General features: G+C 59.2%; 12 protein-coding genes. 7 read left to right on the top strand and 5 right to left on the bottom strand.

Going from position 1 to position 12271, the window contains the following annotated elements:
• The first annotated feature begins 259 nt into the window (after positions 1-259).
• From SPHINGO391_RS01670 to SPHINGO391_RS01660, 3 genes are all read left to right on the top strand, one after another.
• Positions 260-1213 carry a DUF1403 family protein gene (locus SPHINGO391_RS01670; protein ID WP_152007250.1) on the top strand — a complete coding sequence of 318 codons (954 nt, stop codon included), beginning with the start codon at positions 260-262 and terminating at the stop codon, positions 1211-1213.
• Positions 1214-1215: 2 nt separating this feature from the next.
• Positions 1216-1899, top strand: a complete 684-nt coding sequence (locus SPHINGO391_RS01665) for an SMC-Scp complex subunit ScpB (RefSeq protein ID WP_244615078.1) — start codon at positions 1216-1218, stop codon at positions 1897-1899.
• A gap of 137 nt (positions 1900-2036) precedes the next feature.
• Positions 2037-2771, top strand: a complete 735-nt coding sequence (locus tag SPHINGO391_RS01660; protein ID WP_152007248.1) for a DUF3800 domain-containing protein — start codon at positions 2037-2039, stop codon at positions 2769-2771.
• Positions 2772-3010: 239 nt separating this feature from the next.
• Here the strand turns inward: SPHINGO391_RS01660 and SPHINGO391_RS01655 are convergent, their stop codons facing one another.
• The 5 genes from SPHINGO391_RS01655 to SPHINGO391_RS01635 form a co-directional block, all read right to left on the bottom strand.
• A complete protein-coding gene (locus tag SPHINGO391_RS01655; RefSeq protein ID WP_152007247.1) occupies positions 3011-3334 on the bottom strand; it encodes a DNA-binding transcriptional regulator in 324 nt (107 codons plus the stop codon).
• On the bottom strand, positions 3324-3683 hold the full coding sequence (locus SPHINGO391_RS01650; RefSeq protein WP_152007246.1) for a type II toxin-antitoxin system RelE/ParE family toxin: 360 nt from the start codon (positions 3681-3683) through the stop codon (positions 3324-3326). The genes SPHINGO391_RS01655 and SPHINGO391_RS01650 overlap by 11 nt, the downstream gene beginning before the upstream one ends.
• A gap of 206 nt (positions 3684-3889) precedes the next feature.
• A complete protein-coding gene (gene istB / locus SPHINGO391_RS01645) occupies positions 3890-4684 on the bottom strand; it encodes an IS21-like element helper ATPase IstB (protein WP_130521584.1) in 795 nt (264 codons plus the stop codon).
• Complete coding sequence (gene istA / locus SPHINGO391_RS01640; protein WP_152007245.1) at positions 4674-6194, bottom strand: IS21 family transposase; 1521 nt, start codon at positions 6192-6194, stop codon at positions 4674-4676. The genes istB (SPHINGO391_RS01645) and istA (SPHINGO391_RS01640) overlap by 11 nt, the downstream gene beginning before the upstream one ends.
• 89 nt (positions 6195-6283) lie before the next feature.
• Positions 6284-6463 (bottom strand): hypothetical protein, encoded by a 180-nt coding sequence (locus SPHINGO391_RS01635; protein WP_152007244.1) that lies wholly within the window; start codon positions 6461-6463, stop codon positions 6284-6286.
• 577 nt (positions 6464-7040) lie between these two features.
• On the opposite strand from SPHINGO391_RS01635, the gene istA (SPHINGO391_RS01630) reads away from it, so the two are divergent.
• From istA (SPHINGO391_RS01630) to SPHINGO391_RS01615, 4 genes are all read left to right on the top strand, one after another.
• Positions 7041-8570, top strand: coding sequence for an IS21 family transposase (gene istA, locus SPHINGO391_RS01630; protein WP_130520943.1), 1530 nt, complete (start codon positions 7041-7043; stop codon positions 8568-8570).
• A 12-nt stretch (positions 8571-8582) separates the two neighbouring features.
• The gene (istB, locus tag SPHINGO391_RS01625) at positions 8583-9320 is read left to right on the top strand and encodes an IS21-like element helper ATPase IstB (protein ID WP_069456397.1); all 738 of its coding nucleotides are present in this window, start codon (positions 8583-8585) and stop codon (positions 9318-9320) included.
• A 198-nt stretch (positions 9321-9518) separates the two neighbouring features.
• On the top strand, positions 9519-10673 hold the full coding sequence (locus SPHINGO391_RS01620; RefSeq protein WP_152007241.1) for a hypothetical protein: 1155 nt from the start codon (positions 9519-9521) through the stop codon (positions 10671-10673).
• A 352-nt stretch (positions 10674-11025) separates the two neighbouring features.
• Positions 11026-12135, top strand: a complete 1110-nt coding sequence (locus tag SPHINGO391_RS01615) for a type I restriction enzyme HsdR N-terminal domain-containing protein (protein ID WP_152007240.1) — start codon at positions 11026-11028, stop codon at positions 12133-12135.
• Positions 12136-12271: the final 136 nt, after the last annotated feature.

The following is a 12271-nucleotide window of genomic DNA, read 5'->3' as shown; positions in this document are numbered from 1 at the left end:
GACGACAGAGGCCATCCTCGGCCAGCAGTCCGGGAATTGGCCGCAAACCCGGTCCGCTCAATGAACGCGAATTCTCGTCGATCTGACGCTCAAAAGGGGCTGTCCGCCGGTGAAAAACGAGCGACATGGGTCATTCCCTCTATAATGAGCAAAATGAACGATAATGCAATCTTATCCTTCATTATAGAGGAAAGACAAGGCGTGTGGTTTGTGTCGCAATCTATAGCATAAACCGCACACCCATTATAGGATGACGGTCATGGATTCGCCCGTCACCCCTCTTGTCGCCTCGCCGATGTTCCCGGTTACTTTGCCCGGCTGGACCCTGCCGCGTGGCCGCGAGCCGGACGAGATTGCCGCCGCCGTCGCCGCCGGCATCGCTTTGAAATCGCTGGACGATCTTGTCCGCTTCGCGCCCGTTTGGGCCGGTTGCTGGCGGTCTCGCCAGGCCCTCAAATGTGCGGCTGTCGCGGTCCGGCTGATGGGGCGCAACGAGGACGAGGCGGCGTTGCGCGATGCCGTTCTGCTGACGGCCGCTGGTGACGATCCCGGCCCGGCCGGAACGGTGTTTTTGGCCTTCAAAAGGCTTTCCACCCGCAAACCCGCCTTTTCCTCGAAGGCGGTGGCGGAGCTCGCGGATTTGTTGGGTCTCGCCTGGGACGAGCGGCTCACCGCGGCCGTCGACCATGCCGACGACGCGCTGCAATCCGGCCGTCCCGCGCCGTTCGCCGCGGCGGACCTGGTCACGGCCGTCCATGCGGTGCGGCCGGATGCCGAACCACTCGCCTGGATGCTGGCCGATCTGCTGATCGCCGCGCTGCTGAAATGGGATTTTGCCGTGCCGCTGCTGATGGCCGAGCGCTATGGGCCGGCCTTCAAGACGCTTGGGGGCAGGGGCCGTGTACGTCCGGGGGAACAGGCCTTCGCTCGTGCCGTCTGTCTTGCCCTCACCGAGGCAACGGGAGCGGCCCTGCGCACCGCCGGCGAGATTGCGCGCCGCGCGGAGACGTTGCGCGCCGCGGCGCCAAAGGTCCGGACTAAAGGCGCCGGCGCCGTCATCCAGGCCCTGCTCAATGAGGACGCGGTCGCCGCCTCGGCGCCCGGCAGCAATCTCTCTCGGTGGGCGGCAACTCGTCTGTTCGACCGGCTGGAGGGCTTTGGTGCCGTGCGGGAACTGTCCGGCCGCAGCGCGTTCCGGATCTATGGGCTATGACGATGGCTGAACCGGACGCACGCGACAAAGCACGGACGCCTCGGACGAAGGACGCAAGTGAACGCTTGTTGGATCGGGAGCTGGTGGATTTGCCGCCGGAACTGCGCTGGCGCGAATGGATGCTGCGCGTCGAGGCGGTGATCTTTGCCGCGGCCGAGCCGGTTGGCCGTGAGACACTGGCGCGCGTCGTCGGCAAGGACTGCAGCATCGACCTGCTGATCGACGACCTGCAGGAAGAACTCCGTGACCGGCCCTATGAGATCGTCTCCGTCGCCGGCGGCTGGCAGCACCGAACGCGTTCGCGTTTCGCCGTTCCGATCCGGGCGTCGCAGGCCTCGGCGCGGAGTGCGGCGCCGGCGCTGTCCGACTTCGAGGCCATGGTGCTGATGGCGATTGCCTATTTCCAGCCGATCACCCGCGGCGACCTGTCGAAAATCTTCGGCAAGGAGGTCAGCCGCGACACGATCGCCAGCCTGCGCAATGCCAACTTCCTCGCCTCCGGCCCGCGCAGCCCGACGCCGGGCGCGCCCTATACCTATGTGACGACGAAACACTTCCTCACCGCCTTCGGCATGCAGACGCTGCGCGACCTGCCGGACATCGAGGCGCTCGAGGACGCGGGGTTGCTCAGCCGGAAGGGTATACAGGAGGATGCGCTAGATGCGGCTGAGGGCGAGGAGGAATAGATCTCTTCAGGCTCGTCGCGGCGTCGGGCAGACCGGGAGACCCATTCACGCTACCGCATGCTTGAAGTGCCGACGCAGGCTGGCAACCTATGCCATGTCTCCTTGACAAACAATGGGCCGTTTGGCGCAGTGATGCTATGAGCATCTATATCGATGAAAGCATCCACGCGAGGGCGAACTTTATTGTTCTGGCTGCTGTAGTGGCGAGCGAAGAACAAACCCAACAGGCTGAGAAAGCGTTATCCTCCTGTGGTTTCGTCCCCGGTCAGGACGAGTTCAAAAGCAGCATGAAAATGGCCGGAAACCCCGGTGCGCAACAGCTGCGCGATCGTTTCCAAGAGATTATCGGAAAATGCCAGATCGCATTCGGTGTGTGCTCCGTTCATGAGCGGGATCAACTTATGTCACTGGCAGGGAGAATAATCGAAGCGATCACGCATCATGGATCGTATGCCGAACAGACCGTCTATCTTGATCAGGGTATGAAATCGAATTCGGTCAAGCTGCCTGACGGCTTTACGCTGGAGATGGGCTGCGATTCAAAGTCCGTTATCGGTATCCAACTGGCCGATTGCTGCGCTCATTTCGTTTCATCCATCATTTTGGGGGAAATGGGTCTCTTCAAAAAAATGGTGCCAGCGAGCCGCGTTTATCCTGGTGATCCCGGCGAACTGGAGCTGGCATGGGAGCTTTGGGCCTCAATCCGATATGCACTGGCTGGGCCGGAACCAGCTGGCACGTTGGATGACTATGGGGATTACGAGCCGTTGAGGAAGCCTTTTGGCATGGTTTTTTCTGACGGCTGCGACGTGGCGGTTGCTCAGGCCGTTAGAAAGCGTCTGGGCAAGGTTTGGATAGGATGCATCCATTGACGGCAAATCTGCATGTTGCGTGTTGTGACGTAGGGGTTCAGTAAGACCGGCAAAACGGTCGCTTCAAACCATGGCTATCATCATGGCCGTCATGAGCAATCTGGCACACGCAGATCGGCAATATGACGGTTGCAAGGCTCTGGAAACATGCGGCTTCACTATGGCGGCGATTCGTCATCAGGAAGCCCCTGAAATTCGAAAGCGCAGCGCGCGCCTGTCGTGCGCCAGTGGAGATCCAGTTACGCAAGCATCTGCAGCCCGTGCTTTTGCACGAGCGAGAGGAGCTTGAGCGCCGGCCCGCTTGGGCGCTTGGCACCAGTTTCCCACTTTTGAACCGTCGACGGGCTCGTGTTCAGATAACGGGCAAAGACCGGCTGGCTGACATGGTTGTCCTCGCGAAGCGCCTTGATCTCGCCAGGCGACAGTTCCTGCGGGATAACAAGACAATCCTCATCGAAGGTCCGCATTGTTTCCTTGTCGATGGTCCCAGCCGCAAACATGCCTTCGACAGCGCTATGGATGGCCTCGAAGGCATCGCTCTTGAATTTGCGTTTAATCGCCATCGTGAATCTCCAACAGTGCACCGGTCTCGATTTCCGCTTCCAGATCAGCGTTCTTCTTGAGGCGGTAAAGGTCCGCGAGTTTCCGGAACGCCAGAAGCTCGTCGTCGTCGATGTTCGCCCGATCCTTCTTGGCGAAGAGATAGGCGAACACCCAGAACTCTCCGGCCTTCGCCAGAACGATTGAACGATGCATGTTGTCGTTGAGGCGCTTCTTGAAGACGCCACCGCCGAGATCGTCGGCTTGTCCAACGGCAACCTGACTGATTGCCTTCGACAATGCCTTGTCGGAGATGCGCGCCTTCTTTGCCGCCTTGGCAAACCACGCCGTTTTGAACACTCGTTCTGACATCGGTCTATGTAGCACTAAGTGCTACACCCATCAAGATTTTAATAGGAGAGCTATGCCGCCTCCCATACCTGATTCAGAATTCGGGCAGCAAGTGCGCCCTGTTTTGCGGCTTCGACGTCCACTAGTTTCGAATGTGTTGGTTTCCACGCGGAACTGAGCCGGTTTTTCCACCGAGAAGTGAGCCACCTCTGAGTATGGTTTTCTGATCAGGCTTTGGTCAAGGGATTGGCCTTTTCTCCTCTCTTCTGAGCTGCTGCGGCCGAGCTGGCCTTGAAGCGGAAGCTGTCGTTTCCTGTTTCCAGGATATGGCAACGGTGGGTCAGGCGATCGAGCAAAGCCGTGGTCATCTTGGCATCACCGAAGACGGTTGCCCATTCGCTGAAGCTGAGGTTGGTCGTGATAATGACGCTGGTGCGCTCGTAGAGCTTGCTTAGCAGGTGGAAGAGCAACGCTCCCCCTGAGGCACTGAACGGAAGGTATCCCAATTCATCGAGGATCAGGAGATCGAGGCGAACCAGGGTCTCAGCGATCTGTCCTGCCTTGCCTTTGGCCTTCTCCTGTTCGAGCGCATTGACCAATTCGATGGTCGAGAAGAAGCGGACCTTCCGGCGGTGATGCTCGATCGCCTGGACCCCAAGGGCAGTCGCGACATGTGTTTTTCCTGTGCCCGGCCCACCGACGAGCACGATATTCTGCGCCCCGTCCATGAACTCGCATCGGTGCAGTTGGCGCACCGTCGCTTCGTTGATTTCGCTGGCGGCGAAGTCGAACCCGGAGATGTCCTTATAGGCTGGGAAGCGAGCAGCCTTCATGTGATAGGCAATCGAGCGAACCTCACGTTCGGCCATCTCGGCTTTCAGCAACTGGGACAGGATCGGCACGGCCGCATCAAAAACTGGAGCCCCTTGCTCAATCAGGTCTGTGACGGCTTGGGCCATGCCATACATCTTCAGGCTCCGCAGCATGATGACGACGGCGGCACTTGCGGGATCATGACGCATGGCGACCTCCCACGATCCGGACACGCAAGCCATCGTAGCGTTCGACGTTGGCCTTGGGTTCACGCAACAAGGTCAGCGCCTGTGGCGTGTCGATGTCAGGGCCGTCAGTCGTTTTCCCATCGATCAGACGATGCAGCAGGTTCAGCACATGTGTCTTGGTCGCGACGCCTTGATCCAGAGCCAGCTCCACAGCCCTGACGACGACCTGTTCGTCGTGATGAAGCACCAGAGCCAGGATATCGGCCATCTCACGATCGCCGCCCAGGCGACGCAGCATCTGGTCCTGCAACTGTCGAAAGGCCCGCGGCAATTCCAGGAAAGGCGCACCATTGCGCAGGGCTCCGGGTTTGCGCTGGATGACCGCAAGGTAATGCCGCCAGTCGTAAATCGTTCGCGGTGGTTTGTCGTGGCTGCGTTCTATGATCCGCGGATGTTCGCAGAGGATATTGCCCTCGGCTGCAACAACCAGTCTCTCGGGATAAATCCGCAAGCTGACAGGCCGGTTCGCAAACGATGCAGGCACGCTATAGCGGTTCCGCTCGAAGGTGATCAGGCATGTCGGAGAGACACGTTTGCCCTGCTCGACGAAGCCGTCAAACGCAGCGGGGAGCGCCATCAATGCTGGCTGTTCCGCGGACCAGACGTCCGCGATCGTGCCGGGCAAGGTGCCGTGTGCTGTGTCGCGCCACAGGTCCTGGCAATGCTGTTCCAGCCAGGCATTCAATGCCGCCAGATCAGGAAAGTCCGGCATCTGTTGCCAAAGTCGCGGCCGGGCATCCTGGACATTCTTCTCGATCTGGCCCTTCTCCCAACCCGCGGCGGGATTGCAAAACTCAGGCGCAAAGACGTAGTGGTTCGTCATCGCGAGGAAACGGATATTGACCTGTCGCTCCTTGCCACGACCGACGCGATCGACCGCGGTTTTCATGTTATCGTAAATGCCGCGACCCGGCACACCGCCAAACACACGGAACCCGTGCCAATGAGCGTCGAAGAGCATCTCGTGCGTTTGTAGCAGGTAGGCCCTGACCAGAAACGCCCGGCTGTGTGATAGTTTGATATGGGCGACCTGCAGCTTCGTGCGCTCGCCGCCTATCACGGCATAATCTTCGCTCCAATCGAATTGGAACGCTTCGCCTGGGCGGAAGGACAGAGGAATGAATATGCCGCGGCTCGCTGTCTGCTGCTCAGTCCGCCAGTCACGAGCGAACGCGGCGACCCTACCATAGGAGCCGGTAAAGCCGAGAGCCATCAGATCGGCATGAAGCTGCTTCAATGTTCGGCGCTGCTTGCGCGACCTCCCGGCCTCGGTCTTCAGCCAGCCAGAGAGTTTGTCTGCAAAAGGATCAAGCTTGCTCGGTCGTTCCGGAACCGTGAACGTCGGCTCGATCGTGCCGGCACTCAAATACTTTGCGATAGTGTTGCGTGACAGCCCCGTGCGCCGGCTGATCTCCCGGATCGACTGCTTCTCGCGCAGCGCCATCCGACGGATGATGTTTAAAAGTCCCATGTGGATCACTCCGTTGCCCCCGTCGCTCACCGCGTTGGGGGAAGGTTCACATGGCTCAATTCTCAATGGAAATTATGCGCCTAACCGGCTCAGTTCTGCGTGGAAACCAACAGCCCACCGCTGAACGCTGCGTCGGCAATCAGGAGCATGCTCGAATAAAGCGCCCGGAACGGCAAGCCCCAGATGGATAGCGCCGCCATTGCGGAATCGGCATCCGCCTCGAACGCTTTCAGCGCTTCATAGGCGGCTTTCTGAAGATTTTGGGGCATCTCGGGAATCTCGGACTATCTGGCAAGTATGTTGAACGCCACGATCTATGCCGCCGGCCGATCGACTTGGCAATCCGTCTCAACCGGTGGGAGTCGGGGCTGGAAGTACGCGATGCTGCTAGGATCGTGGTTGCCCCGAATGGAGCGCCCCTCTGAAAGGCATTAACGAGGGTGGTAAGGGTTTTTGATCTTAACCAGCCTCCTCAACTCACAGCGAGTGCCCCAAAGCGGTACCTAGCAGTTGGGACTGGCGACAAAACAGAATGGTCGGCGATTCATATCCGTTCACAGGTCTGTTTTTGTTGGCTGTGGACTGTGGACTGTGGCATTGCAGCAAAGCGCGGGCACCGATTGCTGCGCCCTTACTACGGTCGTACAAGATGACTGCAAATTCCGAGGCAATCCGCCCCCTGATTCCGAAATGATCTCGCCCCCCAGTTCCGAGAATTAGTCGCCCCCTTGTTCCGAGATGATGCCGCCCCTTCGGACGGGGTGTGGCGTGGGTGTTCTGCCGGTGTGAAGTTCCTTCCGTCGATGGTGATGGGGAAGGAACGGGATGCCTGCGGAGAGACTGGAGATGCGGCGTGTCCGCGAGATACTGAGATATCGGGCCGAGCAAGGACTGGGCCACAAATCGATCGCGGTCCGGGTCGGCGCCGCGCCGTCGACGGTGCGCGAGACGCTGCGGCGGGCGACGGCTGCAGGGCTTTCGTGGCCGTTGGACGACGACATGAGCGATGCCGTTTTGGAAGCGGCGCTCTACAAGGCGGCCGGGACGAAGACGGGTCATCGCCGGGCCCCCGAGCCGGACTGGGCTGAGGTGCATCGCGAGCTCAAGCGCAAGCATGTGACGCTGCAAATTCTCTGGGACGAATATATCGGCCGTTATCCGGATGGCTATCGCTACAGCCGGTATTGTGACCTTTACCGCGGCTGGGCGATGAAGCTGCCTGTGACGATGCGGCAGGAGCATGCGAGCGGCGACAAGCTGTTCGTCGATTATGCCGGCGACACGGTAACGGTCGTTGTCGACCGGCTGTCGGGCAAGACGCGGCAGGCACACCTGTTCGTAGCGGTCCTGGGAGCGTCCAGCCTTTCGTTCGCGCAGGCGCGCTGGACCGAGACGCTTTCGGACTGGATCGAATGCCATGTTCAGGCGCTGGAGTTCTTCGGCGGTTCACCGGCACTTCTTGTGCCCGACAATGCCAAGGTGGCGATCATCAAGGCGTGCCACTTCGATCCCCAGGTCAACAGGACCTATTGCGCCATGGCGGCGCACTATGGGAGCGCCGTTCTTCCGACACGGCCGCGGCGGCCGCGCGACAAGGCGAAAGTGGAGGCCGCGGTTCGTATCGTCGAGCGCTGGCTGTTGGGACGGCTGCGCCATCGCGTCTTTTACAGTCTCGCCGAGGTCAATGCGGCGATCATGGAATTGCTCCGTGACCTCAACGACATCAGGGTCTTGCGTCGGGTCAATTGCACGCGGCGTCAATTGTTCGAGGAACTCGATCGTCCGGTTCTGCGGCCCTTGCCTGTCGAGCGCTATGTCTTCGCCGAATGGCGTATCCGGCGTGCCGGGCTGGATTACCACGTCGAGATCGAACGGCATTATTACTCCGTTCCCTATCGCTTTGCCCGCGAGCAAGTAGAGGCGCGTATCACCGCCAATACGATCGAGATATTCCATAAGGGCGAGCGGATCGCCGCGCACCGCCGCTCGAGTGGCAACGGCAAGCACACGACCATCCCCGATCATATGCCCTCGGCGCATCGTCGTTTTGCCGACTGGACGATCGAACGCATTCGACGCGAAGCCTCCGCCATGGGGCCGGATGTCGACCTCTTGTGCGAGCGCATCCTTGCCGACCGGCCGCATCCCGAGCAGGGCTTTCGCGCCTGCCTCGGGATTGTCCGCCTCGGCAGGAGCTTTGGCCGCGACAGGGTCAATGCCGCTTGCGCCCGAGCGCTGGAGATCGGGGCCCGGACCTATGGTTCGGTGCGCTCCATCCTCGACAACCACCTCGACCGGACGGCGAGTTCGAATGGAGCCGCCTCGCACGAACCGATCCACCACGAGAACATCCGCGGACCTCGCTATTACCACTAAGGAGAACGAAGAATGCTTGCTCATCCAACACTTGATCGACTGAACGCCATGGGCCTGGCCGGCATGGCCAAAGCCTTCGGCGAACTCGTCGCCAACGGCGAGGCCGAACATCTCTCGCATGCCGAATGGCTCGGATTGCTGCTCGAGCGGGAATGGAGTTCCCGTTACGACCGCAAACTTGCGGCGCGTCTCAGGTTCGCCAAGCTTCGTCATCAGGCGACCCCGGAAGATGTCGATTATCGCGCCGAACGCGGCCTCGACCGTGCGCTCTTCATGAAGCTGCTCGGGGGCGACTGGATCGGTGCTCACGACAATCTGGCCATATGCGGCCCCTCAGGCGTCGGGAAGAGCTGGTTGGCATGTGCCCTTGGCCATAAGGCTTGCCGTGACGACCGTTCCGTTCTCTATCAGCGTGTCCCTCGGCTCTTTGCACAGCTCGCGCTCGCCCGCGGTGACGGCAGATACGCCAGGCTGCAACGCACCCTGGGCCATGTTCAGGTCCTGATTCTGGACGACTGGGGTCTCGAGCCGCTCAACGAACAGGCCCGTCACGATCTTTTGGAAATCCTTGAGGACCGCTACGGCCGCCGATCGACGATCATTACCAGCCAGCTCCCCGTATCCGCCTGGCACGGTGTCATCGGTGACCCCACCTATGCCGACGCCATCCTGGACCGTCTCGTCCACAATGCCCATCGCATCGAACTCAGCGGAGAAAGCCTACGACGAAATCTGCCGCGCAAAGCTTGACACATTACTCGAACGAACTGACAACAATTACTGCCTGCAGACCCCGATGAAACAGGGGGCGAGATCATCCCGGAATCCGGGGGCGCAATCATCTCGGAACAATGGGGCGGCTTCATCGGAATCGGCAGATGACTCTGTTTCATCCGAAAAGCGGGCATAGGGGTGACGTTTTGACGCCGATCGGGCATGGTGGCGAACATGACCCGTCCAAACCAACCCCCGCTAAAACCGCCCTTCGACGACCCTGGAAATCGCCCGCCAAGTCAGCGTTTCGAGGATGTGGTCGCTCGCCTCTTTTCTGCGTGTGGCTTTGCCGTCAAGCGCGAGGTGCCGTTTCCATCCGGGCAAGCACGATATCGAACGGATCTCGTGGTTCAGGTCAGGGGCGTCAGCAGCGCAATCGAGATCAAGGCCCCTCGCAGCAGGACCCCCAACCTCAAGGATCTCGAACGAGCCGCCATCATGGTGGCCAATGCCCGTGAGCAACTTAACGCCGACCACGCCGTCCTCATCATCAGCCTGCGCCGGGAGACCATCGAAGCGCATGAGGCGATCTTCAAAGACATTACACTGCTGTGCCTCGACGATCTCTTTTCCGCGGCGCTCGAGCATGACCTTGCGATCCTCAACGAACTCGTCGATATCACCCGTGAGCTCAACTCGGGCCTCGCCGATTTTGACCGGCGGACCGACATTTCGCCGGCGCCGCCGCCGCTGCGCATCGATGCCCTCCGCACCAAGCCCGCCCCACGACATGCATCGCCGCCGCCGCCGGAAACCCAGGGCCATCGACTTGCCGAGGAACTGCTCGAAATCACGCCCGGCCGCAGCACCAAACCACAAAAATTGAGCTCGGGGCGTGCTGCTGCGGTCAGCTGGCGCCTATATGAAATCATTGCTGAAGAGTGTTTTCAGTATCTGTTCGGGACGGACCTTACCAATTGGCAGCGCCAGGATCATGTAGGTGGCAAAGACAAGCGTTTCGACGCCTTGGCTAAGGTCAGCGGAGATGATGTCTTTTCCCGAAGTCTGATCGAGGATTTCCGCACGCGCTACGTGCTGTTCGAATTCAAAAACTATGGTGTAAAGCTAAAGCCCAACGTGCTGCACGTCACCGAAAAGTACCTTTTCCCGACCGCGATGCGCTCGACCGCCATAATCCTGTCGCCGCTGGGCTTTCATCCGGATAGCCGGGAGGCGGCAAGAGGGGCGATGCGGGACGCGGGCAAACTCATCCTCGATGTGACGAGCGATGACCTAGCCACCATGCTCAGGGCGAAGGACGAGGGCAATGCCGCCGGTGCGCGGTTCGAGCCTCTACTCGACGCTTTTCTGCTCGACCTCGGCCGATAGATGTTTTCGTCAGGTTAGGGCCCCTTCTTCCAGCAGTCCTCGCCAAAACGTGTTCGACTACATCAAAATGTTCCACAACCCTAACGCAAGCGCATGAGAAATGAAATGTTGTCGCTAGTTGAGTTACAGAGGCAACAGAGCTTCTACCCCGACAGTGTCCACCAAACTCAGGGCTATGCATAGGCGCAGGCGGCATCCTTCGCCCTCTCGAAGCAATTCCCGCTAATCCTCTGTTACAAATGCTAAGCAGCACAGAAAATCGGTGGAAACCTTTCCCAACCCCTCGAAAAAGAACTCCGCAAACTCAACCCAGCTGTATTGTCAGGAGCCAGCCGCATCGGGGAGCGCTATCATGATTGCCACAAAGGAAGTCCTCGGAGAGGTGTGCGGCTATAATGAAGCGGAAGTACGTTTTCACATTCTCGATCCTCTGCTTCGAAAGCTAGGCTATGTGGGGGGCGAGGATGTTTATCTGAAGCTCGAAGAGAAGCTCGAATATCCTTACTATTACATCGGCCGGAAAAATCCGAAAAAGGACCTTCCTATCGGATTTCCTGATTACCGGGCTGGTCTAAAGGGTGCCCGCGGCAGCTTCGTTGTGGAAGCAAAAGCGGCCAATATCGCCATATCCCCGCGCGACGTTGAGCAGGCTCACTCCTACGCGGCGCATGCTGAAATCGGCGCCAACTACTTCGTCTTGTCCAACGGGCTCGAAACACTTGTTTTCGAGACTTTGAGCGGCACGCGTCACGCACCGATCGTACACTTGAAAATCGACGAACTGGACCAGCGTTTTCACGAGCTGGAAAACGTCCTCTCTCCGGCAAACCTGGGACGACATTGCAAGGTGACTTATGATCTTAAACTGAAGCTGGGCGATGGGCTCGGTTCAGCGGTCGAGATCCGATCCGGCGAGTATCAAATGGCGGATTGGGATTTCAGGATCTACGTCAACGATGTGGATCTCACCGTGCAGCTCAAGCCGAATTTTGCTCAACTCGATCAACAGCTCGAAATGCTACAACAGAATTTCGAGTTGAGGGTCGGGGAGGGCACTGTCACTCGAGACGCAGACGGCCGTATCAAGGCATTTGTCAAATTCACGGGCGCGACTAAAAATAACGAAGAGTCGATGAGGCTGATCGGCATGGATCGTATGGGCTTTTCGACCAATGAAAAGTTCCTTTCCCGGGATCCCGACGCACCGAGTGTTTTCGAGTGTAGCAGCGAATACATGGTTGCGAAGGGTACAAAGCTTCCACCGATGTTCGGAGCCGCCGTGCCGATCGACTTGGATGTTGCGGTCGACGTTTACATTAAAACACGCATGTTTTTGGAAGGCGATCAGGTCAAGGGCGACTATCTTGCACTGGCGGACTATAGCATTGATCTTCCCGGCATGGGCCGTCTACGCCTTGAGCTCGATCTCGGCGGAACCGCGAACCTGAGGCTGATGGTCTAAAGCAGAGTGACGGGATCGTATGAGCAGCTCTCGGCGAGCGTGTTGCGTTTCCCGCACAACAATTGGCGGCTGCAGCCTTGCGTAAAGCCGGCGCTACACGATTTGTGGATCAGGTCCCTAAATTACCTTTATGCCG

The sequence above is a fragment of the Hoeflea sp. EC-HK425 genome, assembly GCF_902498795.1.
GTDB lineage: Bacteria > Pseudomonadota > Alphaproteobacteria > Rhizobiales > Rhizobiaceae > Hoeflea > Hoeflea alexandrii.
The sequence above is the reverse complement of the archived record's forward strand: the minus strand, read 5'-3'. Positions and strand labels throughout refer to the sequence as shown.